Source organism: Enterobacter sp. ECC-019 (assembly GCF_043974075.1).
In the GTDB taxonomy this organism is placed as follows: Bacteria; Pseudomonadota; Gammaproteobacteria; order Enterobacterales; family Enterobacteriaceae; genus Enterobacter; species Enterobacter asburiae_D.
Genome location: NZ_CP143759.1, coordinates 4,771,069 through 4,794,823, shown reverse-complemented (window position 1 = coordinate 4,794,823; position 23,755 = coordinate 4,771,069). Strand labels below are relative to the sequence as shown.

The following is a 23,755-nucleotide window of genomic DNA, read 5'->3' as shown; positions in this document are numbered from 1 at the left end:
ATTTGGCTATAAGGCATAACTAACCCTTCGGAGCGTCTTTTTTCTTTCTCTTGAGCTTCGTCCAGATTTTGGTCTCCTGACGACGCCACAGGCGCTGAATATTGTCGTGATGACGAAGCAGGATAAGACAGGAGAGCATCGACACCGGGAAGGTAAACTGGGGCTTGAACCACCAGACGTAGAACGGCGCGATCAGCGCGCTGACGATAGCGCCCAGCGACGAATAGCCGCTCAGCAGAATGGTCAGAAGCCAGGTCCCGGCCATGACGCCGGTTAAGTCCCAGCCGATGGGCGCAATGGCACCAAAGGCGGTCGCCACACCTTTACCGCCTTTAAAGCCGAAGAATACGGGCCAGATGTGGCCGACGCAGGCAGCAATAGCAATGAGCCCCAGCCAGAACGGCGTGACGCCCAGCGCATACGCGCCCCAGACGGGTAGCATCCCTTTCAGAACATCAAAAATCAAAACCGCTACGGCTGCTCCCTTGCCGCCAATTCGTAGTACGTTGGTCGCCCCCGGATTCCCGGAACCATTTTCACGCGGGTCAGGTAACCCGGCAATGCGGCAGACCAGAATGGCGCTGGAGATTGAGCCGCAAAGATAGGCGAGGAGGATCATTCCAGGCGCGATTGCACTCATAACGCTGTTCCGTTTTGAAAATGTATCTGTATTCTCAGCATCTGTGGATAATACGCATAATTCGCCGGAAGTGGTATCCGGTTTAGCCAAAAAGCAGGCAGGTCGTGATGGATATTGTATTTATAGAGCAACTTTCGGTAATCACCACAATTGGTGTTTACGACTGGGAACAGACCATCGAGCAGAAGCTGGTGTTCGATATCGAAATGGGATGGGATAACCGCAAATCGGCAAAAAGCGATGACGTGAACGACTGTCTGAGCTATGCCGATATCAGTGAAACGGTTATCGCCCACGTTGAAGGGCAGGGTTTTGCGCTCGTCGAACGGGTGGCTGAAGAAGTTGCAGAATTGCTGCTGACCAAATTCAACTCACCGTGGGTGCGCATCAAGCTGAGCAAGCCGGGAGCGGTGGCGCGCGCCGCCAATGTTGGCGTCATCATTGAGCGTGGCACAAATCTGAAAGGTACGAATTAACGTCATAATTGCTAAACCCTTTTAGGTTATATCTGTCTTATAGCTGTATCTTTCACGGTAGCCGTTGGGGCGACCGTTTTTTTATATCTTTTTAGGGGTTTATAGATGAGCGATATGCACTCGCTGCTGGTGGCGGCAATACTGGGTGTGGTCGAAGGATTGACGGAGTTTTTGCCGGTTTCCAGTACGGGCCATATGATTATCGTTGGCCATCTGCTGGGCTTTGAAGGGGATACCGCAAAAACGTTTGAAGTGGTGATCCAACTGGGGTCTATTCTGGCGGTGGTTGTGATGTTCTGGCGTCGCCTTTTTGGCCTGATCGGCATCCATTTTGGTCGTGCGCCTCAGCACGAAGGGGCCGGTAAAGGTCGTCTGTCACTGATCCATATCCTGCTCGGGATGGTCCCTGCGGTGGTGCTGGGCCTGGTTTTCCACGACGCCATCAAATCTCTGTTTAATCCGATTAACGTGATGTACGCGCTGGTGGTGGGGGGCTTCCTGCTGATCGCCGCGGAATTGCTGAAACCAAAAACGCCGCGCGCGGAAGGTCTGGACGATATGACCTATCGTCAGGCGTTTATTATTGGTTGCTTCCAGTGTCTGGCGCTGTGGCCGGGCTTCTCGCGTTCAGGCGCAACCATCTCCGGCGGGATGCTGATGGGCGTAAGCCGTTACGCCGCGTCAGAGTTCTCGTTCCTGCTGGCGGTGCCGATGATGATGGGCGCCACCGTACTCGACGTCTATAAGAGCTATCACTTCCTGACGGCTGGCGACATTCCGATGTTCGCTGTTGGCTTCATCACCGCGTTTATCGTGGCGCTGATTGCCATCAAAACCTTCCTGCAGTTGATTAAGCGTATCTCGTTTATTCCGTTCGCGATCTATCGCTTTATCGTGGCGGCAGCGGTGTACGTGGTCTTCTTCTGACCGATTGCCCTCAGTCTTTCGGCTGAGGGCAATGCTTTTCCTTCCAGTCCGACACCGCCTGAATTCGCCGTTTCGTGAGTTCTTCGCGAATTTCCGGTCCTTTGAATCCTGCTTCGACAACGTCCTTTGTGGGCACCGCTTTCGCTACGTCCCAGGCTTTACGCAGTAAACGTCCCTGCGGGTAATCGCACGCTTCAAACCCGGTACGACCGCGCACGTCAGCTTCGCTGGTGAGCGCAATTTGCTCTACGCGCTGGGGTTTGCGCCAGGCGTCGATGTTATCGAAAAGCTTAACGATGGTAGCCGGTTTCAGGATCGGGAAGGTGTGGATCAGATCGTGGAACTCGGCCACCAGTTTCGCCAGATCGCGGATCTCGTTCGGCACGCGCAGACGCTGGCACAGCCCCTCGACCAGCTTCACCCCTGCCGGGCCGTGCCCGTGGTGGCGAGGCCAGAATTCTTTTGGCGTTAAGCCTTTGCCGAGATCGTGGCACAGGGTGGAAAAGCGCACGTCCACGTCAGGGCTGAGCATGGCCGCCATGCTCAGGGTCATCAGCGTGTGTACACCGGTATCAATTTCCGGATGCCATTTTGCCGGGGCAGGTACGCCAAACAGCGCGTCTATTTCCGGGAACAGCACCTTCAGCGCGCCGCAGTCGCGCAGGACCTGGAAAAAGACCTGCGGGTTGCGCGTGGTGAGCGCATTTTCCGTCTCTTTCCAGACGCGCTCTGGCGTCAGGTGTGCAAGCTCGCCCGCCTCGGTCATGGCGGTCATCAGCGCCATTGTCTCATCGGCAATACGGAAGCTGAGATGGGCATAACGCGCGGCAAAGCGCGCCACGCGCAGCACGCGGAGCGGATCTTCAGAAAACGCCGGGGAAACGTGACGTAAAATACGGTTGCGCAGATCGTCCTGACCGCCATAGGCGTCAACGATCTGTCCGTGCTCGTCCTGCGCCAGCGCGTTGATGGTGAGATCGCGGCGCAGAAGATCTTGCTCCAGCGTCACGTCCGGCGCGGCATAGCAGGTGAAGCCCGTATAGCCCGAGCCCGACTTCCTCTCGGTTCGCGCCAGGGCATACTCTTCACGGCTTTTCGGGTGCAGGAACACGGGGAAATCGCGGCCTACCTGCTGGTAGCCCGCGTCGAGCATCTCTTCAGGGGTGGCGCCAACCACCACCCAGTCTTTATCTTTGACCGGCAGACCTAACAACGCATCACGTACCGCACCACCGACAAGATAACTCTTCACGCCCAACTCTCCCGTTTTCTCTTTTCCAGAATGATACGTAAGTCTGGCAGAGAAGACGAATTAGTTCATCCAGCGGTCTTTACGCTTGCGGCTTGGGATCAGATGCGGCAGGACCAGACCCAGTACCAGACCCACGCCCAGCACGCCGCCGCCATACATAAACCACTGCATGATAATGGTGCGCTGTTTGTCGTCGAGCTGCAGATTGGCGGCATTCACTTTCTTCTGCGCGACAATCAGCTCGTTTTTCAGTTTCTGGTTCTCTTCTTTCAGGCCGTTAATCACACCGTCGCTTTGCGCCACTTTCTGCTGCATTTCAGCGGTGCGCTGGTTCCAGGTGCCGTCGATGTTGTTCAGCTTGTCGGTCAGGGTCTTCACCTGGTTTTCCAGATCCGGTACGCGCGTGCGCAGGCTAGGCACGGTGCTCAGCTCTTTCAGCGGGATCCAGGAAGTACGACCGGTACTGTCGCGAACCTGACCGTAATTGGTGTCCGCGTTGGTCTGTAACAGGGTGACTTCCTCGCCGGCATTCACCGTGCCCACGAGGCGATAATTATCTCCGGGGCCACTGCGTACCCAGGTGTTCAGTTCGTCAGAAACGTAACGCTTTTCTTCAGCGTGCACTGCGGTTGCGGCGCTAAAAGCGAGTAAAGTAAGTCCAATCAGGCGTAATTTAAGCATCATTAGTCGTTATTTTCATAAATAGTGGAACGATAGTAGTGGCAACAGTGTCTCTACGCAAAGCATTCGTCAGCAATCAGAATCATCTGTGTCACGACTCTACAGATTTACGCCCGACAAATTGCTCATTGCATGGCAATTTGGCGCAAAATACTATGTACTGACAAACAAATGGCGAGGAAGTTCGCCCTCATTGACGCGTCTGTGACGCACGCAAAAGTACAAGGCTATGGCACAAGAAATCGAATTAAAGTTTATCGTCGAAAAAGACAGCGTTGACGCACTCCGCCAGCATCTGCATACGCTTTCCGGCGAACACCATGCACCGGTACAACTGCTTAATATCTATTACGAAACGCCAGACAACTGGCTTCGCCGCCACGATATGGGGCTGCGCATCCGTGGCGCGAGCGGGCGCTACGAGATGACGATGAAAATTGCCGGCCGCGTGGTCGGCGGTTTACATCAGCGCCCGGAATACAATATCGACATCAGCAAGCCAGAACTTGAGCTGGAACGTTTCCCGGCGGAAGTCTGGCCGGAAGGCGAGCTGCCTTCCACGCTGGCGGAACAGGTTCAGCCGCTGTTCAGCACCGATTTCTGGCGCGAAAAATGGCTGGTGACGGAAGGCAAAAGCCGCATTGAAATCGCCCTCGATCTGGGGGACGTGAAGGCGGGTGAGTTCCAGGAGCCGATTTGCGAACTGGAGCTTGAGCTGCTGGAAGGGGACGCGAATGACGTGCTGAAGCTGGCGCGCAAGCTGGTGAACCAGTCCGGATTACGTCAGGGAAGCCTGAGTAAAGCCGCGCGGGGTTACCATCTGGCCGCCGGAAATGCGCCGCGCGTGCTAAAAGAGACGACCATCCTGCACGTTGCGCCGAAAGCCAGCGTTGAGCAGGGTCTGGAAGCCGCGCTGGAGCTGGCGCTTTCTCAGTGGCAGTACCATGAAGAGCTGTGGGTGCGAAATGTGAAAAACGCGAAATCCCACGTGCTGGCGGCGATTGCCCTGGTGCGCCATACCCTGACGCTCTTCGGCGGTATTGTTCCTCGCAAAGCGAGCGCTCACTTACGTGACCTGCTGACGCAAACCGAAGCGCTGATGCTCTCTGACGTATCGGCGCAAACGGCGATCTACAGCCCGCAAACCGCGACGGCAAAACTGGCGCTGACTGAGTTTCTGGTGACGCGCGGCTGGCGCGCCTTCCTGGATGCGAAAGCAGAGGCCAAAATCGCGGAAAACTTCAAACGTTTCGCGGATATTCATCTTTCCCGCCATGCCGCCGAACTGAAGACTACGTTTGCTTACCCGCTGGGCGATCAGTATGGCGATCAGCTTCCCCGTCTTTCGCGCAATATCGACAGCATGGTGCTGCTGTCCGGTGCCTATGACGGCGTGAAGGCGCAGGCCTGGCTGGAGAACTGGCAGGGGCTGAAACACGCCATTGAAACCCGCCAGCATATTGAGATTGAGCATTTCCGTAACGAGGCCATTTCGCAAGAGCCGTTCTGGCTGCACAGCGGAAAACGTTAACTCTGGCAAGGAACCCCAATAATGCCGCTTTCTTCGCAGTTACAGCAGCAGTGGCAGACCGTTTGCGAACGTCTGCCCGAGTCATTACCGGCCTCATCGTTAAGCGAGCAGGCAAAGAGCGTGCTCGCCTTCAGTGATTTTGTGCAGGAAAGTCTCACCGCCAACCCGGACTGGCTGGCAGAGCTTGAGAACGCGCCGCCGCAGGCGGACGAGTGGCGGCATTATGCCGGCTGGCTGCAAACCGCGCTCGAAGACGTTGCGGATGAAGCCACGCTGATGCGCGTCCTGCGCCAGTTCCGCCGTCGGGTGATGGTGCGCATTGCCTGGGCGCAGTCGCTTGAGTTGGTAAGCGAAGAGAGCACGCTGCAGCAGCTAAGCGAGCTGGCGCAAACATTGATTGTCGCCGCGCGCGACTGGCTGTACGCCGCCTGCTGTAAAGAGTGGGGCACGCCGTGCAGTGAGGAAGGGGTTCCTCAGCCGCTGTTGATTCTGGGGATGGGCAAGCTGGGCGGCTGCGAGCTGAATTTCTCCTCCGACATCGACCTGATTTTTGCCTGGCCCGAGAACGGATCCACGCGCGGCGGCCGTCGCGATCTGGACAACGCCCAGTTCTTTACCCGTCTCGGCCAGCGTCTGATTAAGGCGCTGGATCAGCCCACGCAGGACGGTTTTGTTTACCGCGTGGACATGCGCCTGCGCCCGTTCGGTGACAGCGGCCCGCTGGTGCTGAGCTTTGCCGCGCTGGAGGATTATTACCAGGAGCAGGGGCGCGACTGGGAGCGTTATGCGATGGTTAAAGCGCGGATCATGGGCGACAGCGACGACGCCTACGCCAACGAGCTGCGCGCCATGCTGCGCCCGTTCGTGTTCCGTCGCTATATCGACTTCAGCGTCATCCAGTCTCTGCGCAATATGAAAGGGATGATCGCCCGTGAGGTGCGTCGTCGTGGGCTGAAAGACAACATCAAGCTCGGCGCGGGCGGCATTCGCGAAATCGAATTTATCGTTCAGGTCTTCCAGCTTATTCGCGGTGGCCGTGAGCCGTCCCTGCAGTCCCGCTCGCTGTTGCGGACGCTGAGCGCCATCGAGCAGCTGCACCTGCTGCCGGACGGCGACGCGCAAACCCTGCGCGAGGCCTATCTGTTCCTGCGCCGTCTGGAAAACCTGCTGCAAAGCATCAACGACGAACAGACCCAGACCCTGCCGGGCGATGACCTTAACCGGGCGCGCCTGGCCTGGGGCATGCGCGTGGACGACTGGGCGGCGTTAACCGAACGGCTGGATGCCCATATGGCAGGCGTACGCCGCATCTTTAACGAGCTGATTGGCGATGACGAAAGTGAATCGCAGGACGATGCGCTTTCCGAGCACTGGCGCGAGCTTTGGCAGGATGCGCTTCAGGAAGATGACACCACGCCGGTGCTGACGCACTTAACTGACGACGCCCGGCATCGCGTGGTGGCGCTGATCGCGGATTTCCGTCTTGAGCTGAACAAACGCGCCATCGGCCCGCGCGGTCGTCAGGTGCTGGATCACCTGATGCCGCACCTGCTGAGCGAAGTCTGCTCGCGGGCAGACGCGCCGGTGCCGCTCTCACGCATGATGCCGCTGCTGAGCGGGATTATCACGCGTACCACCTACCTGGAGCTCCTGAGCGAGTTTCCGGGGGCACTCAAGCACCTGATTACGCTCTGCGCCGCGTCGCCGATGGTGGCGAACAAGCTGGCGCGTTACCCGCTGCTGCTGGATGAGTTGCTCGACCCGAACACGCTGTATCAGCCAACGGCAACGGATGCCTACCGGGACGAGCTGCGTCAGTATCTGCTGCGCGTGCCGGAAGAAGACGAAGAGCAACAGCTGGAGGCGCTGCGTCAGTTTAAGCAGGCGCAAATGCTGCGCGTGGCGGCGGCGGATATCGCCGGAACGCTGCCGGTGATGAAAGTGAGCGATCACTTAACCTGGCTGGCAGAGGCGATCATCGACGCGGTGGTGCATCAGGCGTGGATACAGATGGTGGCGCGCTACGGTCAGCCGAAGCACCTGGCCGATCGTGAAGGCCGCGGTTTCGCGGTGGTGGGCTACGGCAAGCTGGGCGGCTGGGAGCTGGGCTATAGTTCCGATCTGGATTTAATCTTCCTGCACGACTGCCCGGTTGACGTGATGACCGACGGCGAGCGCGAGATTGACGGGCGCCAGTTCTATCTGCGTCTGGCGCAGCGCATCATGCACCTGTTCAGTACCCGCACCTCGTCGGGCATTTTGTATGAGGTGGATGCGCGCCTGCGTCCGTCCGGCGCGGCGGGCATGCTGGTGACCTCAACGGAATCCTTCGCCGATTACCAGAAGAATGAAGCCTGGACGTGGGAGCATCAGGCGCTGGTGCGCGCTCGCGTGGTGTATGGCGATCCGCAGCTCAAAACGCAGTTTGACGTCATCCGCAGGGAGGTAATGACCACCGTGCGTGATGGCAGCACGCTGCAAACGGAAGTGCGCGAAATGCGCGAGAAAATGCGCGCGCATCTCGGCAATAAACACCGCGATCGCTTTGATATTAAAGCCGACGAGGGCGGGATTACCGATATTGAATTCATTACCCAGTATCTGGTGCTGCTGCACGCCCACGACAAGCCGAAGCTGACGCGCTGGTCCGATAACGTGCGCATTCTGGAACTGCTGGCGCAAAACGACATCATGGACGAGCAGGAGGCGCAGGCCTTAACCCGCGCCTACACAACGCTTCGCGATGAGCTTCATCACCTGGCGCTGCAGGAGGAACCGGGGCACGTGGCGCTGGACAGTTTTGCTCATGAACGTGCTCAGGTAATGGCCAGCTGGCAGAAGTGGCTGGTGGAACCGTGCGTAACAAATCAAGTGTGATATTATCGCGCGCAAATTGTGAATCTTTCTGGAGTCAGGAATGAAAGTAACACTGCCAGAGTTTGAACGTGCTGGGGTAATGGTTGTTGGGGATGTGATGCTGGATCGCTACTGGTATGGGCCTACCAGCCGCATCTCTCCAGAAGCACCGGTACCGGTGGTTAAGGTCGACACCATTGAAGAGCGTCCCGGCGGCGCGGCAAACGTGGCGATGAACATTGCCTCTCTGGGCGCGCAGTCGCGTCTGGTGGGCCTGACCGGCATCGACGATGCGGCGCGCGCGCTGAGCAAGTCGCTGGCGGACGTGAACGTGAAGTGCGACTTCGTTTCTGTTCCGACCCACCCGACGATCACCAAGCTGCGCGTGCTGTCGCGCAACCAGCAGCTGATCCGCCTCGACTTTGAAGAAGGTTTCGAGGGCGTCGATCCTGAGCCGCTGCACGAGCGTATCAACCAGGCGCTGGACAATATCGGCGCGCTGGTGCTGTCCGACTACGCCAAAGGCGCGCTGGCGAGCGTGCAGACGATGATTAAGCTGGCGCGTAAAGCCAGCGTGCCGGTGCTGATCGACCCGAAAGGGACCGATTTTGAGCGCTATCGCGGCGCGACGCTGCTGACGCCAAACCTCTCCGAGTTTGAAGCGGTGGCAGGCAAGTGCAAAACCGAGGAAGAGCTGGTTGAGCGCGGCATGAAGATTATTGCTGACTTTGAGCTGTCAGCGCTGCTGGTGACCCGCTCCGAGCAGGGGATGACGCTTCTGCAGCCGGGCAAACCGCCGCTGCATATGCCAACCCAGGCGCAGGAAGTGTACGACGTGACCGGTGCCGGTGATACGGTGATCGGCGTGCTGGCGGCAACGCTGGCAGCAGGAAATTCGCTGGAAGAGGCGTGCTACTTCGCCAACGCTGCGGCGGGTGTGGTCGTCGGTAAACTCGGGACCTCAACCGTTTCGCCAATCGAGCTGGAAAACGCGGTGCGCGGTCGTGCGGATACCGGTTTTGGCGTCATGACCGAAGACGAGCTGAAGGTGGCCGTCGCCGCCGCTCGCAAGCGTGGTGAAAAAGTGGTGATGACCAACGGCGTATTTGACATCCTGCACGCGGGCCACGTGTCGTATCTGGCGAATGCGCGCAAGCTGGGCGATCGCCTGATTGTGGCGGTCAACAGCGATGCGTCGACGAAGCGCCTGAAGGGTGAAACGCGTCCGGTGAACCCGCTCGAGCAGCGTATGATTGTGCTCGGCGCGCTGGAAGCGGTGGACTGGGTAGTGTCGTTTGAAGAAGACACGCCGCAGCGCCTGATCGCCGGTATTCTGCCGGACCTGCTGGTAAAAGGCGGGGATTATAAGCCGGAGCAAATCGCAGGTAGCGAAGAGGTCTGGGCCAACGGCGGTGAAGTGATGGTGCTCAACTTTGAGGACGGGTGTTCAACCACCAACATCATTAAGAAGATCCAGAAAGACAGTCAGTAAAAAAACGGGCCAGCAGGCCCGTTTTTTATGTCGGGTGGCGGCTGCGCCTTACCCGACCTACGCGTTCATGTAGGCCCGGTAAGGCGTAGCCGCCACCGGGCACAACAGGGCGCACTTACTCCTGGTCGTCCACCGGTGGAATAGCCGGTGCCGGCTTCACTTCTTCCGGCGCATTACGGTTTTCCAGCTCGGTCAGACGCTGTTCCAGCAGCGCCAGCTTCTCGCGGGTGCGCAGCAGAACCTGGGTCTGCACGTCAAACTCTTCGCGGCTGACTAAATCAAGGCGAACCAACTGCGCCTGCAGCGTCTGGCGGATTTTCTTTTCTACGTCATCACCAAATTCACGAATGCCTTTTGGCATCGATTCATGAACCTGACGCGCAATCTGCTCAATTTTTTTCGGGTCAATCATTGTCGTTTCCCTTGATGGAAAGGTGTTAGTGTCCATTGTAGCGCGTCATGCCCGGGGTAAACAAAATTGTTTGATGCTTATGCATTGCCCAGGATAATCAATAGCGTTATAGTTATCTCGCTTATTCTCAGGGCGGGGCGAAATTCCCCACCGGCGGTAAATCAGCGTGACGCTGAAAGCCCGCGAGCGCTTTGGGTGAAAACTCAAAGGTCAGCAGATCCGGTGTAATTCCGGGGCCGACGGTTAGAGTCCGGATGGGAGAGAGTAACGATCCAGTCGGGCATGGGCCCGCTCACGTTATCTTTTTGCCGCTTATACGGCGCTCCTAAGACTGCCCTGATTCTGGTAACCATAATGTTAATGAGGTTTTTTTACCATGAATCAGACGCTACTTTCCTCTTTTGGCACTTCAACTCAACGTGTTGAACATGCACTGGATGCACTGCGCGAAGGCCGCGGTGTGATGGTGCTTGACGATGAAAACCGTGAAAACGAAGGCGACATGATTTTCGCCGCCGAAAACATGACCGTTGAACAGATGGCGCTGACCATCCGTCACGGCAGCGGCATCGTATGCCTGTGTATTAATGAAGATCGTCGTAAGCAGCTCGATCTGCCGATGATGGTTGAGAACAACACCAGCGCCTTTGGTACCGGTTTTACCGTGACCATTGAAGCGGCGCATGGCGTGACCACCGGTGTGTCAGCGGCTGACCGTCTGACCACCGTTCGTGCCGCGATTGCAGACGGTGCGAAGCCATCCGATCTGCATCGTCCAGGCCACGTCTTCCCACTGCGTGCGCAGGCGGGCGGCGTGTTGACCCGCGGCGGTCACACCGAAGCGACCATCGACCTGGTGACGCTGGCAGGCTTCAAACCGGCAGGCGTGCTGTGTGAACTGACCAACGATGACGGCACCATGGCGCGCGCGCCGGAGTGCATCACCTTTGCGCGTCTGCACAACATGCCGGTGGTAACGATTGAAGATCTGGTCGAGTATCGCCAGGCGCACGAGCGTAAAGCCAGCTGATAATAAAAACGCCGGGATATCCCGGCGTTTTTTTACCCGATTCCTGCGGTCTGCAGCAGAACCAGACTTAACCCCATCACCGACATCCCGCACAGGACCCCGTAGCTTGGGTTGTTGTTAGGATCGATCTCTTTCGCCAGCGGCATCAGTTCATCCACCGAAAGCGCAACCATAATCCCGGCTACCGCTGCCATAATCGCCGCCATCACTACAGGAGAGACCAGGCTACCAAGGATCAACCAGGCCAGCACCCCGCCAAGGATTTCGGCCATCCCGGAAATACCCGCCCAGAACACCGCGGTGCGTTTTGAGCCCGTGGCGGCATACACCGGTCCGGCGACGGCCAGTCCTTCAGGAATATTGTGTAAGGCGACCGCCAGCGCAATGCCAAAGCCCATCTCAAGATTGCTGCTGGCCGTCACGTAGGTTGCAACCCCCTCCGGGAAGTTATGCAGGCTGATGCCAAGCGTTAACAGCACGGCGGTGCGCTTGATATTGCGCGGCATGGGCGTCACGTTTTTCTGCATTAAATCCTGCGGATGCGCGTGCGGCAGCATCCGATCGAGGGCAAAGTATCCCAGCAGGCCAATGACAAACATGCCGTAACCCAGCAGCGGAGACATGCCTTCTGTTCCCAGCGCGGCAGGCAGCATCTCCATCAGGGAGATGAGCAGCATGATCCCGGCAGCAAAGCCCAGTGAGAACGCCAGTACGCGGTTAGAGGGCTTTTGGCCGATCACACCGAGGATCGCACCGATAAAGGTCGCGGCGCCCGCCAGTATGGTCAGGATCAAGGGGACTGACATGCATTGCTCCTTATGATAATGATTCTCATTAATATAAATGATTCATTTCAGGCAAAGCGAGGGGGGAACCCCGGCTTTACACATTCCTTACATTCAAATTTCCTGATGATGATCTTCATGCTTATCTGCGTTCATCTTTGCCAGATTGCGCGTAATGTAGCACCATTAAATTGACACCTTCTGTAAGGATATCACCATGACTTCTTCCCGTATGCCAGCCCTGTTTTTAGGCCACGGTAGCCCAATGAACGTTCTGGAAGACAACGTCTATACCCGTGCCTGGCGTCATCTGGGCGAGACGCTGCCGCGTCCGAAAGCGATCGTGGTGGTGTCTGCGCACTGGTTTACCCGGGGGACGGGCGTGACCGCCATGGAAGCGCCAAAAACCATTCATGATTTTGGCGGCTTCCCGCAGGCGCTGTACGACACGCATTATCCGGCCCCCGGCTCGCCTGAGCTGGCACAAGAGCTGGTAGATTTGCTGGCACCTGTTCCTGTAACGCTGGATAAAGAAGCCTGGGGCTTTGACCATGGCTCCTGGGGCGTGCTGATCAAAATGTATCCTGATGCGGATATCCCGATGGTGCAGTTGAGCATCGACAGCACCAAGCCGGCCGCCTGGCATCTTGAGATGGGCCGTAAGCTGGCAACTCTGCGTGATGAAGGCATCATGCTGGTGGCAAGCGGTAACGTGGTGCATAACCTGCGCACGGCACGCTGGCACGGTGAGAATACGCCGTACCCGTGGGCGACCTCTTTTAACGACTACGTCAAAGCGAACCTGACGTGGCAGGGCCCGGCTGAGGAGCATCCGTTAGTGAACTATCTGGATCACGAAGGCGGTTCGCTCTCTAACCCGACGGCGGAACACTTCCTGCCTCTGCTGTACGTTCTTGGCGCGTGGGATGGTCAGGAACCGGTTACGATCCCGGTCGACGGTATCGAGATGGGGAGTCTGAGTATGTTGTCGGTGCAGGTAGGGTGAAAACATGCCCGGTGGCGCTACGCTTACCGGGCCTACAAAACCGTAGGCCGGGTCAGGCGAAGCCGCCGCCCGGCAGATCTTACTCCACAAAGATGTGCGGATAGAACCGTGACAGATCCTGCGTGATCAGCGCGCGATCTTCGCGAATGCCAATCCCGGCTGGTTGATCGTTGATGAGCCAGCTGCCAATCAGCGTATAGCTGTCGCCAAACTTCGGCAGCTGATAGAACTCCTGGACGATCATCCCTTCCTCGCCGTACGGCCCTTCAACCGCTTCCAGCGTTTTACCGTTTTCGATAATCGAGACGTTTGCGCCTTCGCGGGAGAAGATCGGCTTAACGACGTACTTCTCCATCTGCGGATGGTCATCTTCCGCAAAGTACGCTGCCAGCAGGTTCGGATGGTTCGGGAACATCTCCCAGAGCATCGGCAGCAGGGCTTTGTTAGAGATAATGCTCTTCCATGCCGGCTCCAGCCAGCGCACGCCAGCATCTTCCAGCTTGGTGGAGAACATCTCGCGCAGCATATATTCCCACGGGTAGAGCTTGAACAGGTTGCTTATCACCTGGTCCTGCGTGTCGGTAAACTGACCTTTCTCCCCCAGACCGATATCCTCGATATAGAGGAACTCGGTCGCCACTTCCGCTTCTGCGGCGCAGTCCTGCAGATACTGAACCGTGCCACGGTCTTCTTCCGTATCGCGGCAGCAGGCGAGATGCAGCAGATTGAAGCCAAATTGCTCGCGCAGTTCGGCGAAGCGCTCGATCAGCTTTTCCTGCAGGCTGTTAAACTGGTCGCTGCCTTCCGGCAGGTTTCCGGCATTGGCCTGGTCTTCCAGCCAGATCCACTGGAAGAACGCCGCTTCGTACAGCGAGGTTGGGGTATCCGCGTTGTTCTCAAGCAGCTTAGGTTCGCCCACGCCGTCCCATGCCAGATCGAGACGAGAGTAAAGCGACGGCTGGCTGGTTTTCCATGATTGACGAACAAAACTCCAGGTGTGTTTCGGGATGCGGAACTTTGCCATCAGCTCGTCGCTGTCGATGACCTTTTCCACAACCTTCAGGCACATCTGGTGCAGCTCGGCGGTCACCTCTTCCAGTTTTTCCACCTGGGCCAGCGTGAGCTTGTAATAGGCATCTTCACACCAGTACGGCTCGCCGTACATGGTGTGGAAGTTAAAACCGTACTCGGTGGCTTTTTCACGCCAGTCCGGGCGCTCGGTGATACTGACTCGTTCCATGATCAGCCGCCCATTGAGCGAGTAGAGGAGGTACCGGTCGCACTGCGCTGCATGCTGGTCTGCTTCGCCACAGATTCACCAAACCCGCCGCGGGTGATGGTGTTGGTCGTTGCGGGCTTCGGCGCCATCGCCGTTTTCGGAACGGTCACGGTGCGGCCAGGGGTCGCTGCGCCATAGCCTTTGCCGCTGGCATCGGTATATTGACCGTAGGCCGGGCTGGCCGGGTTTTTCGAGCTAAACAGCGGCTGCTGCTGGTAGCCCGCACCGCCGCCCATCAGACGACCCATCATGTAGCCAGCCATCAGCGGCATCCAGAAGCTGCCGCTGGACTGCGCCTGCGCCTGATTTTCAGGTGCGGTGCCTGCCTGAGCCGGTGCCTGCTGGCACTGACCTTCACCAAACTCCGCCACGCAGTCTTCGCGTGAGGCATATTTCGGTGCGGTACGTTCCGCTTCTTTCAGCGCGCTCGTGTAAGCCGTTTTACATTCGGCGGCTTTGCCGGTTGCGGCGGAGCAGTCGTCTGCGTTTTGATACAGCGAAACCGTTTCGTCATTTTTCTCACAGCCTGCCAGCATAAAGACAGCCGTGACCGCCAGCGCAACAGGCGTGAGGTGACGCGCGTTCCAGCTCTTGCGGAACGAAGCGTGATTTATAGATTTTGTCCGTTTCATCTTTGTCTTCCTGGACCCAGTGGTAATAACGCTCAGAATAGAGGATGAGTGGTTGAAAATGAAGCGAAGAAGGGCCGAATCAGGGGGATCTTTACGTTGGCTTACGTTCGGATGTGATTTTGCGCCGGGTGGCGCTGCGCTTACCCGGCCTACGATTAAGTAGGCCCGATAAGCGCAGCGCCATCGGGCAATGCTTAGTTACGGAACGGATTATTGCCTTTGCTGGCAGGCGCAGTGGTACGCGCGGCGGCAGGCTGTGCAGCAGGGGTGTTGCTGTTACCATTGAAATTATCTACGGCAGCAACCTGATCGGGATTCTCAGGTGCAACGCTGTCCGGAGAGGTGGAGACCGGTTTGCCCAGCGCGCTGTTCAGCATCTGCAGGTCTTGCTCGTTCAGCGTACCCAGAGCCTGCTTAATGTTCAGCTGGTTAATCAGGTACTGGTAACGCGCGCTCGAGAGCTGCTGCTTCGCGTTGTACAGCGTGGTGGTCGCGTCGAGCACGTCAACGATAGTACGTGTACCGACCGAGTAACCCGCTTCCATCGCGTCCAGGGAGCTCTGTGCAGACACAACGGCCTGTTTATAGGCGTTGATGCTGCTGATCGAGGCGTTCACGTTGTTGAAGGACGAACGTACGGTCTGCACCACGTTACGATGCGCGCTTTCCAGCTGCTCGCTCGCGCCAACAAAGTTGTACTGCGCCTGTTTCACCTGGGAGTTGACCTGACCGCCCTGATACAGCGGCAGGGAGAAGCTCAGGCCAACTTTGTTCTGACCCATATTGCTGTCGTCATATTGGGACGTATTGGTTTTAGAGCCGCTATAGGTCGTATCAGAGACACCGGTAGAGGCGCTCAGGCTCAGGGTTGGCAGATGGCCGTCCTGCGCCTGACGAATTTGCTCGCGGGCCAGGTCCTGGCTCAGACGCGCCTGCAGCAAACTCAGGTTGCGGTTTTCCGCCTCTTTCAGCAGGGCGTTAACGGCCTGCGGTTTATCCGTTTTAAAGCTGTCCACGTTCAGCGACGCCAGCTCAGGATAGTAATTCCCGGTGACCTGACGCAGGGATTCCAACGCGTTATCGAGGTTGTTACGCGCGGTCACCTCGTTGGCCAGCACGGTGTCGTACTGTGAACGGGCGTTCTGCACGTCGGTGATCGCGACCAGACCTACGTTGAAACGCTGGGTGGTTTGATCTAACTGGCGGTAAATTGCCTGTTTCTGCGCTTCGGTGTAGGAGAGCGCGTCAATGGCGCTCAGCACGTTGAAGTACGCCGTGGCGGTGTTCAGGATCAGCGTCTGCTGATCGGTCTGATAGGTCACATCCTGGATACCCGCGCTCTTTTCCTGCAGGGTCAGGGCACGCCATTTGGACATATCAAACAGTGTCTGTGTCAATTGCAGTGAGGCGCTGGTAGCATTGGAGTTAACGCCGTTAGCGTCGCGGAAACCGTTGCTGTAGGTATAATCTGCACCTAAACCTAACTGTGGCAGCAAGGGGCTACGCGCTTCGTTAATCTTTTCAAACGCAGCATCACGATCGGCCGCTGATTTACGTAAATCAGGGTTGCCCAGACGTGCCTGCTGGTAGACCTGTAACAGGTTTTCCGCCTGGCTCATTGCACTGAAGCCCGTCAGGCTCAGGCCGATAAGGATGGGGAGCAATTTCTTCATTTGCATTCCTTGTTGTGAAGCAGTATTAGCGCTGATCTAATTAAAAAATAATTGCCGATTCTAACAGAATCTTCCATACCAAAAGGTTGGCGTTACGTGCCATCTGGCGGTAATTTGCACCAATCTACCATATAGCCTTACAAACGGCAGCCAAACAGCCTTGAAATTCACAATTTCATCACCATTGCTACCAGGACTCGACTCATGCAAAAACCAGATAAGTTGCCCGTGACATTCGCCAAAAACGATGTAGAAATTATTGCACGAGAAACGCTTTATAGCGGTTTTTTTTCAATGGATCTTTACCGTTTCAGGCATCGCCTGTTTAACGGGGAAATGAGCGGCGAAATCAGACGCGAAATTTTTGAGCGCGGGCATGCGGCTGTCTTGCTACCCTTTGACCCAGTGCGTGACGAAGTTGTGCTGGTGGAGCAGATCCGCATCGCCGCTTATGACGTCAGCGAGAGCCCGTGGCTGCTGGAGATGGTGGCCGGGATGATCGAAGAAGGCGAGTCGGTCGAGGACGTCGCCCGGCGCGAGGCGCTGGAAGAGGCGGGGCTGGTGGTCGGCCGCACAAAACCGGTGCTGAGCTATCTGGCAAGCCCGGGAGGCACCAGCGAACGCTTATCCATAATGGTGGGCGAAGTGGACGCCACGACCGCAGAAGGCATTCACGGTCTGGCAGATGAAAACGAAGATATTCGGGTTCATGTGGTAAGTCGGGAACAGGCTTATCAGTGGGTAGAAGAGGGGAAAATCGACAACGCAGCGTCTGTCATCGCCCTGCAATGGCTACAGCTGCATTATCAGACATTACGAAACGAGTGGAAAAAATGAAGCGTTATACGCCTGACTTCCCAGAAATGATGCGCCTGTGCGAAACCAATTTCGCACAATTGCGCCGCCTGCTGCCGAAAAACGACGCACCCGGCGAAACGGTAAGCTATCAGGTGAGCAACGCGCAGTATCGGTTAACGATAACAGAATCAACGCGCTACACTACGCTGGTGGAGATTGAGCAAACGGCCCCAAGCATTAGCTACTGGAGCCTGCCGTCGATGACGGTGCGCCTCTATCACGACGCGATGGTCGCTGAAGTGTGTTCAAGCCAGCAGATCTTTCGCTTCAAAGCGCGTTATGATTACCCGAATAAAAAGTTGCATCAACGCGACGAAAAGCATCAAATTAACCAGTTTTTAGCCGACTGGCTAAGATATTGTTTAGCACATGGAGCAATGGCGATTCCGGTTTGTTAGCGTCATAAACCTACCTAAGGACACCATTTGGAAAGCCTGTTGAACCTGACTGTTGCTGGTGGGGCGCCAGTCAGGATATTACAAATCACCGATACCCACCTTTTTGCCGAAAAGCATGAGACGCTACTGGGGGTGAATACCTGGGAGAGTTATCAGGCGGTGCTTAGCGCCATTCACGCTGAAAACCGTGCATGCGATCTGATTGTCGCAACGGGCGATCTGGCGCAGGATCAGTCCTCCGCGGCCTACCAGCATTTTGCTGAAGGCATCGCGAGCTTTAGCGTGCCTTGCGTCTGGCTGCCGGGAAACCATGACTTCCAGCCTGCCATGTTCAGTTCTCTTCAGGATGCGGGGATTTCTCCGGCGAAATGTGTTTTTGCGGGTGAACAGTGGCAGATCCTGCTGCTGGACAGCCAGGTATTTGGCGTCCCGCACGGTGAGTTAAGCGAGTTTCAGCTCGACTGGCTTGAGACCAAACTGGCTGCTGAACCTGAACGCCACACGCTGCTGTTGCTTCATCATCACCCTCTGCCGGCGGGCTGCAGCTGGCTCGATCAGCACAGCCTGCGCAACTCTGCGGCGCTGGATCGCGTGCTGGCGAAGTTCCCGCGGGTGAAAAATCTGCTGTGTGGGCATATTCACCAGGAACAGGATCTCGACTGGAACGGACGCCGCATGCTGGCGACGCCGTCGACCTGCGTTCAGTTTAAGCCGCACTGCGCCAACTTTACGCTGGATACCATCGCGCCAGGCTGGCGCTGGCTGGAACTGCATGCCGACGGCACGCTGACCACGGAAGTCTGCCGTTTGACCGGTGCAAAATTCCGCCCGGATACCGCTTCAGAAGGCTATTGATGTCTACGCTCCTTTATCTGCACGGATTCAACAGCTCGCCGCGCTCCGCAAAAGCGACACAGTTTCGCCAGTGGCTGAGCGAGCATCACCCCGACGTTGAGATGATTATCCCGCAGTTGCCGCCTTACCCGGCTGAGGCCGCGGAGATGCTGGAATCTATCGTTCTTGCGCACGGCGGCGAAACCTTCGGTGTGGTCGGTTCATCCCTGGGCGGGTATTACGCCACCTGGCTCTCACAATGCTTCATGCTGCCCGCCGTTGTGGTTAATCCGGCGGTTCGGCCATTTGAGCTGCTGAGGGACTTTCTTGGCGAAAACGAGAACCCCTACACCGGCCAGCAATATGTGCTAGAGTCACGCCATATTTACGATCTCAAAGTTATGCAGGTCGACCCGCTTGAGGCGCCGGATCTCATCTGGCTGCTGCAACAGACGGGTGATGAAGTGCTGGATTACCGCCAGGCAGTGGCGTATTACGCCTCCTGCCGCCAGACTATAGAAGAGGGCGGAAACCATGCTTTCACGGGCTTTGAGAATCATTTCACCCAGATTGTCGATTTTCTTGGACTGCACAGCCACTGACAATCAATGCGAATTGCTAGTTTAAATCATGACGCAAACCTATAACGCTGATGCCATTGAGGTCCTCACCGGGCTTGAGCCGGTTCGCCGCCGCCCGGGGATGTACACCGATACGACGCGCCCAAACCATCTGGGCCAGGAAGTTATTGATAACAGTGTGGACGAAGCGCTGGCGGGCCATGCCAAACGCGTTGACGTTATCCTGCACGCCGATCAGTCTCTGGAAGTCATCGACGACGGGCGCGGTATGCCGGTGGATATCCACCCGGAAGAGGGCGTGCCTGCCGTTGAGCTGATCCTCTGTCGTCTGCACGCGGGCGGTAAGTTCTCCAACAAGAACTACCAGTTCTCCGGTGGTCTGCACGGCGTGGGTATTTCCGTCGTGAACGCCCTGTCCAAACGCGTGGAAGTGAACGTCCGTCGCGACGGCCAGGTCTATAACATCGCGTTTGAAAATGGCGATAAGGTGCAGGATCTGCAGGTTGTCGGCACGTGCGGTAAACGCAATACCGGCACCAGCGTCCACTTCTGGCCTGACGAAAGCTTCTTCGACAGCCCGCGTTTTTCTGTTTCTCGCCTGACGCACCTGCTGAAAGCCAAAGCGGTGCTGTGTCCGGGCGTGGAAATCACCTTTACCGATCACGTTAACAATACCGCACAAACCTGGTGCTACGCCGACGGTCTGAACGACTACCTGTGCGAAGCGGTAAACGGCCTGCCAACGCTGCCGGAAAAACCCTTTGTCGGTAACTTTAGCGGCGATACAGAAGCTGTGGACTGGGCGCTGCTGTGGCTGCCGGAAGGCGGCGAGCTGCTTACGGAAAGCTACGTTAACCTGATCCCAACCATGCTCGGCGGTACCCACGTCAACGGCCTGCGTCAGGGGCTGCTGGACGCGATGCGCGAGTTCTGCGAATACCGCAATATCCTGCCGCGCGGCGTGAAGCTGTCGGCGGAAGATATCTGGGATCGCTGCGCCTACGTGCTCTCCGTGAAGATGCAGGATCCGCAGTTTGCCGGTCAGACAAAAGAGCGCCTGTCGTCACGTCAGTGCGCGGCGTTCGTCTCCGGCGTGGTGAAAGATGCGTTTACCCTGTGGCTGAACCAGAACGTTCAGGCGGCAGAGATGCTGGCTGAAATGGCCATTTCCAGCGCCCAGCGTCGTCTGCGCGCCGCGAAGAAAGTGGTGCGTAAAAAGCTGACCAGCGGCCCTGCGCTGCCGGGCAAGCTGGCAGACTGTACCGCGCAGGATCTCAACCGTACCGAGCTGTTCCTCGTGGAAGGGGACTCGGCGGGCGGATCGGCCAAGCAGGCGCGCGATCGTGAATATCAGGCGATCATGCCGCTCAAGGGTAAGATCCTGAACACCTGGGAGGTCTCATCTGATGAAGTGCTGGCCTCGCAGGAAGTGCATGATATCTCGGTAGCGATCGGTATCGATCCGGACAGCGACGATCTGAGCCAGCTGCGCTACGGCAAGATCTGTATCCTCGCGGATGCGGACTCCGACGGTCTGCACATCGCCACGCTGCTGTGCGCGCTGTTCGTGAAGCACTTCAAAACGCTGGTGAAAAACGGTCACGTCCACGTGGCGCTGCCGCCGCTGTACCGTATCGACCTCGGCAAAGAGGTTTACTACGCGCTGACGGAAGAAGAGAAAGCGGGCGTGCTGGAACAGCTGAAGCGCAAGAAGGGCAAACCGAACGTGCAGCGCTTTAAAGGGCTGGGCGAGATGAACCCGATGCAGCTGCGCGAAACGACGCTGGATCCGAACACGCGCCGCCTGGTGCAGCTGACGATCAGCGACGAAGATGAACAGCAAACCAACGCCATGATGGATATGCTCCTTGCCAAGAAGCGTTCGGAAGACCGACGTAACTGGCTGCAGGAGAAAGGCGATATGGCGGATATTGAGGCCTGATGCCTCACCCTAACCCTTTCCCACAGGGAGAGGGAATGGATCGTAGGCCCGGTAAGCGTTAGCGCCACCGGGCTTTTTTACGTCAAAACTCCATCTTCACCGTAAACTGCACTTCGCGCGGATCGCCAATCTGGTTGCCCAGGTTGTTGGTCGCAATGGACGATGTGTAGTAGGTCTTATCAAACAGGTTTTTCACGTTCACCTGCAGCGTCACCGGATACTGCAGCTTCATCTTGTACGCCGCAAACGCATCCGCCACGAAATAGCCCGGCAGATAATAATCCGCACCGTTGGTTGCGGAACGACGGCTTACGCCGTGCCCGCCGCCGCCCAGCGTCAGGGTATTCCCGGCAAACGCATTGTGAATATCGTAGGTCAGGAACAGGGAGCCGGTATGGCGCGGCACGTTCGGCAGCGGTTTGCCCGCGTAGTCCGGGTCTTCCAGCACCTTCGCGTCGGTATAGCCATAGCTGGCGATAATGTTGGTGTTCTCGGTCAATGACCCGGCAAGATCCACTTCCACGCCCTGAGAGCGCACGCGGCCCGCGGTTTTGGCGACGGTTTCATCTCCAATGCTCTCGGTGTAAAGCACGTTGCGTTTGTGGATATCAAACAGCGCGATGTTGGCGGTAATGCCGTCGAACAGGTCGAACTTTGCGCCCACTTCGTAAGCATTAGACGTTTCCGGCGGCAGGTCGCCGATGTAGCTCGCAATGGACGACTGCGGCATAAACGTCTGGGAATAGTTGGCAAACAGCGAGACCGCCGGGGTGAGCTTATAGACAAGACCCAGCTTCGGCGTCCACTGGTCGTCGCGGCTGTCTGTGTTCACGTTAAACGGACGTCCTTTCCCCGCGTACTGGGTGTAATACTGGTAGCGCAGCCCGGCGACGGCGATCCACTTATCGGTCAGGTAGAGGGCATCCTGCGCGTAGGCGGAGTAGCTCTCCTGCTTAATGGTTTGATCGCTGTCGGATGCCGAGACGGTGGTGCACTTGCCGAGGCTGCCGTAGCTCGGGTTGTAAATATTGAAATCCTTAACGTTCTTACAGCGGATCATGTCCGTTCGCAGCAGATCGTAATTCTCATACGACACGCCGGTCAGGATCTCATTGTAAAAGCCCGCGATGTCCACGTTCCCCTGCAGATCCGCTCGCGTCGTGTGCATACGCTGGGTCGAGCCCTGGGTCGCATCCACGCGGCGGGTCAGGTTGCCGGTTTTTGAATCGTAAGCCATCACGCGAGCCTGGTTATCGCTGTATTTATCCTGGCTGTAGCTGTAGTCGAACTTCGCGGTCCACTGGCTGTTGAGCCGATATTCTGCATTGAGCTGAGCGAGATCGGACTGGCCGTCGGTCACGTTGAACGGTTCATCGAAGCGGGTTTTGCGATCGACGTCGACGGCTTTCTGGGTGTTGAGATCGAAGATCGTTCCGCGATCGAACGGCGTTTTATAGTCGCGATGCGAATAGAGCACGGTCACGGTGGCATCATCGCCAAACCAGGTGAGCGACGGGGCGATAAAGGTGCTGCGTTCGTTGCCAAAATTACGCCAGTAATCCTCGTCCTGATATTCGCCCGTCAGGCGATACGCCAGGCGCGTGCCGTCAATCGGGCCGGTAACATCGATCTGACCGGTGCCGCCGCCAAAGCTGGATGAGGTGGCAGAAATTGAACCGCCGAAGGTCTTCTCCGGGCGTTTGGTGACGACGTTAATCAGGCCGCCCGGATCGAGAATGCCATAGAGCGTTGAGGCCGGGCCTTTCAGCACCTCCACGCGCTCGGTTGCGGCATTAAAGCTGCGAGGCAGGACGGTGCGCAGGCCGTTGGTCATGATTGAGCCGTCGCGGTTTGCGCCAAACCCGCGGCGCACGAAGGCATCCTGCGTGCCGCCCAGAGTGTTGGTCTGCACCACGTTGCTGACGTGATAGAGTGCTTCATCCAGCGTGGTGGCGTGCTGATCCTCAAGCACTTTATCGCTGACGGTATTGACCACCTGCGGGATATCCAGCATCGGCATGTTGGTTAACGTAGCGGTGGAGGTATTCAACGGCTGATAGCCGTTCGTGGCCTCCGCCGTCGTATTTGGATCGGCGGTGACGGTAAGCGTTTCGCCGTCTTTAGCCGCGTTGGTATCTGCTGCCTGAACCAGCGGCGCCATAAACAGCAGTGAAAAGAGCGCGCGCCCTTTTACCCCAGAGAGTGAAGGTGTGAACGTAGCCATTACATCTGTTATCCCGAAATATCCCGCGAATGCGTTTCGCAGCAAAATGTGTGAGTCATTGCCCTTTACGGTCTGTCCGTTAGCCTGCGGTGGCATCAGACATGTAATTGAGAATCATTCAATCACGCGCGAATGTAGTAGTAAATGGAAAAAAGAAAAAACGGCTACAGCATTTAACCGTGCGTATCAGCGCAGCGGGACAATAATTAACATATTGATATTACTGTTTTTGTAATCCATGACGTG

The 23,755-nt window shown here is 57.1% G+C and carries 21 protein-coding genes and 1 riboswitch; of the genes, 12 read left to right on the top strand and 9 right to left on the bottom strand.

Annotated features, from left to right (window positions below; genetic code table 11):
- Positions 1-19 precede the first annotated feature (19 nt).
- Positions 20-640 carry a glycerol-3-phosphate 1-O-acyltransferase PlsY gene (gene plsY, locus V1566_RS22725; protein WP_023309216.1) on the bottom strand — a complete coding sequence of 207 codons (621 nt, stop codon included), beginning with the start codon at positions 638-640 and terminating at the stop codon, positions 20-22.
- Between the two features lie 107 nt (positions 641-747).
- Here plsY and folB point away from each other — a divergent pair, with 107 nt between their 5' ends.
- Positions 748-1,116, top strand: coding sequence for a bifunctional dihydroneopterin aldolase/7,8-dihydroneopterin epimerase (gene folB, locus V1566_RS22720; protein WP_395304704.1), 369 nt, complete (start codon positions 748-750; stop codon positions 1,114-1,116).
- A 105-nt stretch (positions 1,117-1,221) separates the two neighbouring features.
- Positions 1,222-2,043, top strand: coding sequence for an undecaprenyl-diphosphate phosphatase (bacA, locus tag V1566_RS22715; RefSeq protein ID WP_395304703.1), 822 nt, complete (start codon positions 1,222-1,224; stop codon positions 2,041-2,043).
- Positions 2,044-2,053: 10 nt separating this feature from the next.
- Here the strand turns inward: bacA and V1566_RS22710 are convergent, their stop codons facing one another.
- Entirely contained in the window at positions 2,054-3,295 is a 1,242-nt protein-coding gene (locus V1566_RS22710; protein WP_395304702.1) for a multifunctional CCA addition/repair protein, read from the bottom strand.
- Between the two features lie 60 nt (positions 3,296-3,355).
- Positions 3,356-3,976: a TIGR04211 family SH3 domain-containing protein gene (locus V1566_RS22705; protein WP_024906484.1), complete on the bottom strand. Its 621-nt coding sequence runs from the start codon at positions 3,974-3,976 to the stop codon at positions 3,356-3,358.
- A 229-nt stretch (positions 3,977-4,205) separates the two neighbouring features.
- Here V1566_RS22705 and V1566_RS22700 point away from each other — a divergent pair, with 229 nt between their 5' ends.
- Genes V1566_RS22700 through hldE form a run of 3 tightly spaced genes read left to right on the top strand, consistent with a single transcriptional unit; the run spans position 4,206 to position 9,855 of the window.
- Positions 4,206-5,507, top strand: a complete 1,302-nt coding sequence (locus V1566_RS22700; RefSeq protein WP_395304701.1) for an inorganic triphosphatase — start codon at positions 4,206-4,208, stop codon at positions 5,505-5,507.
- Between the two features lie 21 nt (positions 5,508-5,528).
- Positions 5,529-8,384 carry a bifunctional [glutamate--ammonia ligase]-adenylyl-L-tyrosine phosphorylase/[glutamate--ammonia-ligase] adenylyltransferase gene (gene glnE, locus V1566_RS22695; protein WP_395304700.1) on the top strand — a complete coding sequence of 952 codons (2,856 nt, stop codon included), beginning with the start codon at positions 5,529-5,531 and terminating at the stop codon, positions 8,382-8,384.
- 40 nt (positions 8,385-8,424) lie between these two features.
- On the top strand, positions 8,425-9,855 hold the full coding sequence (gene hldE, locus V1566_RS22690) for a bifunctional D-glycero-beta-D-manno-heptose-7-phosphate kinase/D-glycero-beta-D-manno-heptose 1-phosphate adenylyltransferase HldE (protein WP_395304699.1): 1,431 nt from the start codon (positions 8,425-8,427) through the stop codon (positions 9,853-9,855).
- A gap of 115 nt (positions 9,856-9,970) precedes the next feature.
- Here the strand turns inward: hldE and ubiK are convergent, their stop codons facing one another.
- Positions 9,971-10,267, bottom strand: a complete 297-nt coding sequence (ubiK, locus tag V1566_RS22685; RefSeq protein ID WP_014071796.1) for a ubiquinone biosynthesis accessory factor UbiK — start codon at positions 10,265-10,267, stop codon at positions 9,971-9,973.
- A gap of 119 nt (positions 10,268-10,386) precedes the next feature.
- A riboswitch (FMN riboswitch) is annotated at positions 10,387-10,537 on the top strand.
- Between the two features lie 106 nt (positions 10,538-10,643).
- On the opposite strand from ubiK, the gene ribB reads away from it, so the two are divergent.
- Entirely contained in the window at positions 10,644-11,297 is a 654-nt protein-coding gene (gene ribB, locus V1566_RS22680) for a 3,4-dihydroxy-2-butanone-4-phosphate synthase (protein ID WP_023309208.1), read from the top strand.
- A 32-nt stretch (positions 11,298-11,329) separates the two neighbouring features.
- On the opposite strand, the gene zupT is transcribed toward ribB, so the two are convergent.
- Positions 11,330-12,103, bottom strand: coding sequence for a zinc transporter ZupT (gene zupT, locus V1566_RS22675; RefSeq protein WP_395304698.1), 774 nt, complete (start codon positions 12,101-12,103; stop codon positions 11,330-11,332).
- Positions 12,104-12,299: 196 nt separating this feature from the next.
- On the opposite strand from zupT, the gene ygiD reads away from it, so the two are divergent.
- Positions 12,300-13,088, top strand: a complete 789-nt coding sequence (ygiD, locus tag V1566_RS22670) for a 4,5-DOPA dioxygenase extradiol (RefSeq protein WP_395304697.1) — start codon at positions 12,300-12,302, stop codon at positions 13,086-13,088.
- Between the two features lie 79 nt (positions 13,089-13,167).
- On the opposite strand, the gene V1566_RS22665 is transcribed toward ygiD, so the two are convergent.
- The 3 genes from V1566_RS22665 to tolC all read right to left on the bottom strand — a co-directional run bounded on the left by V1566_RS22665 (position 13,168) and on the right by tolC (position 16,672).
- Complete coding sequence (locus V1566_RS22665; protein ID WP_395304696.1) at positions 13,168-14,328, bottom strand: glutathionylspermidine synthase family protein; 1,161 nt, start codon at positions 14,326-14,328, stop codon at positions 13,168-13,170.
- 2 nt (positions 14,329-14,330) lie between these two features.
- A complete protein-coding gene (locus tag V1566_RS22660) occupies positions 14,331-14,999 on the bottom strand; it encodes a DUF1190 family protein (RefSeq protein ID WP_063145595.1) in 669 nt (222 codons plus the stop codon).
- 194 nt (positions 15,000-15,193) lie between these two features.
- On the bottom strand, positions 15,194-16,672 hold the full coding sequence (gene tolC / locus V1566_RS22655) for an outer membrane channel protein TolC (RefSeq protein ID WP_395304695.1): 1,479 nt from the start codon (positions 16,670-16,672) through the stop codon (positions 15,194-15,196).
- A gap of 204 nt (positions 16,673-16,876) precedes the next feature.
- Here tolC and nudF point away from each other — a divergent pair, with 204 nt between their 5' ends.
- Genes nudF through parE form a run of 5 tightly spaced genes read left to right on the top strand, consistent with a single transcriptional unit; the run spans position 16,877 to position 21,285 of the window.
- The gene (gene nudF, locus V1566_RS22650; RefSeq protein ID WP_024906492.1) at positions 16,877-17,509 is read left to right on the top strand and encodes an ADP-ribose diphosphatase; all 633 of its coding nucleotides are present in this window, start codon (positions 16,877-16,879) and stop codon (positions 17,507-17,509) included.
- Positions 17,506-17,928, top strand: a complete 423-nt coding sequence (locus V1566_RS22645) for a DUF1249 family protein (protein ID WP_014833293.1) — start codon at positions 17,506-17,508, stop codon at positions 17,926-17,928. Before nudF ends, V1566_RS22645 begins: the two co-directional genes overlap by 4 nt.
- A gap of 27 nt (positions 17,929-17,955) precedes the next feature.
- Positions 17,956-18,783, top strand: a complete 828-nt coding sequence (gene cpdA / locus V1566_RS22640; RefSeq protein WP_029740697.1) for a 3',5'-cyclic-AMP phosphodiesterase — start codon at positions 17,956-17,958, stop codon at positions 18,781-18,783.
- The gene (gene yqiA / locus V1566_RS22635; RefSeq protein WP_008502976.1) at positions 18,783-19,364 is read left to right on the top strand and encodes an esterase YqiA; all 582 of its coding nucleotides are present in this window, start codon (positions 18,783-18,785) and stop codon (positions 19,362-19,364) included. Before cpdA ends, yqiA begins: the two co-directional genes overlap by 1 nt.
- A 28-nt stretch (positions 19,365-19,392) precedes the next feature.
- Positions 19,393-21,285 carry a DNA topoisomerase IV subunit B gene (gene parE / locus V1566_RS22630; protein ID WP_029740698.1) on the top strand — a complete coding sequence of 631 codons (1,893 nt, stop codon included), beginning with the start codon at positions 19,393-19,395 and terminating at the stop codon, positions 21,283-21,285.
- An 82-nt stretch (positions 21,286-21,367) separates the two neighbouring features.
- Here parE and V1566_RS22625 read toward each other — a convergent pair whose 3' ends face one another.
- On the bottom strand, positions 21,368-23,509 hold the full coding sequence (locus V1566_RS22625) for a TonB-dependent siderophore receptor (protein ID WP_395304694.1): 2,142 nt from the start codon (positions 23,507-23,509) through the stop codon (positions 21,368-21,370).
- Positions 23,510-23,755: the final 246 nt, after the last annotated feature.

Coding starts and splice junctions, on each gene's coding strand:
- plsY (WP_023309216.1), bottom strand. CDS start 640: ATGAGTGCAATCGCGCCTGGAATGATCCTCCTCGCCTATCTTTGCGGC.
- folB (WP_395304704.1), top strand. CDS start 748: ATGGATATTGTATTTATAGAGCAACTTTCGGTAATCACCACAATTGGT.
- bacA (WP_395304703.1), top strand. CDS start 1,222: ATGAGCGATATGCACTCGCTGCTGGTGGCGGCAATACTGGGTGTGGTC.
- V1566_RS22705 (WP_024906484.1), bottom strand. CDS start 3,976: ATGCTTAAATTACGCCTGATTGGACTTACTTTACTCGCTTTTAGCGCC.
- V1566_RS22700 (WP_395304701.1), top strand. CDS start 4,206: ATGGCACAAGAAATCGAATTAAAGTTTATCGTCGAAAAAGACAGCGTT.
- glnE (WP_395304700.1), top strand. CDS start 5,529: ATGCCGCTTTCTTCGCAGTTACAGCAGCAGTGGCAGACCGTTTGCGAA.
- hldE (WP_395304699.1), top strand. CDS start 8,425: ATGAAAGTAACACTGCCAGAGTTTGAACGTGCTGGGGTAATGGTTGTT.
- ubiK (WP_014071796.1), bottom strand. CDS start 10,267: ATGATTGACCCGAAAAAAATTGAGCAGATTGCGCGTCAGGTTCATGAA.
- ribB (WP_023309208.1), top strand. CDS start 10,644: ATGAATCAGACGCTACTTTCCTCTTTTGGCACTTCAACTCAACGTGTT.
- zupT (WP_395304698.1), bottom strand. CDS start 12,103: ATGTCAGTCCCCTTGATCCTGACCATACTGGCGGGCGCCGCGACCTTT.
- ygiD (WP_395304697.1), top strand. CDS start 12,300: ATGACTTCTTCCCGTATGCCAGCCCTGTTTTTAGGCCACGGTAGCCCA.
- V1566_RS22665 (WP_395304696.1), bottom strand. CDS start 14,328: ATGGAACGAGTCAGTATCACCGAGCGCCCGGACTGGCGTGAAAAAGCC.
- V1566_RS22660 (WP_063145595.1), bottom strand. CDS start 14,999: ATGAAACGGACAAAATCTATAAATCACGCTTCGTTCCGCAAGAGCTGG.
- tolC (WP_395304695.1), bottom strand. CDS start 16,672: ATGAAGAAATTGCTCCCCATCCTTATCGGCCTGAGCCTGACGGGCTTC.
- nudF (WP_024906492.1), top strand. CDS start 16,877: ATGCAAAAACCAGATAAGTTGCCCGTGACATTCGCCAAAAACGATGTA.
- V1566_RS22645 (WP_014833293.1), top strand. CDS start 17,506: ATGAAGCGTTATACGCCTGACTTCCCAGAAATGATGCGCCTGTGCGAA.
- yqiA (WP_008502976.1), top strand. CDS start 18,783: ATGTCTACGCTCCTTTATCTGCACGGATTCAACAGCTCGCCGCGCTCC.
- parE (WP_029740698.1), top strand. CDS start 19,393: ATGACGCAAACCTATAACGCTGATGCCATTGAGGTCCTCACCGGGCTT.
- V1566_RS22625 (WP_395304694.1), bottom strand. CDS start 23,509: ATGGCTACGTTCACACCTTCACTCTCTGGGGTAAAAGGGCGCGCGCTC.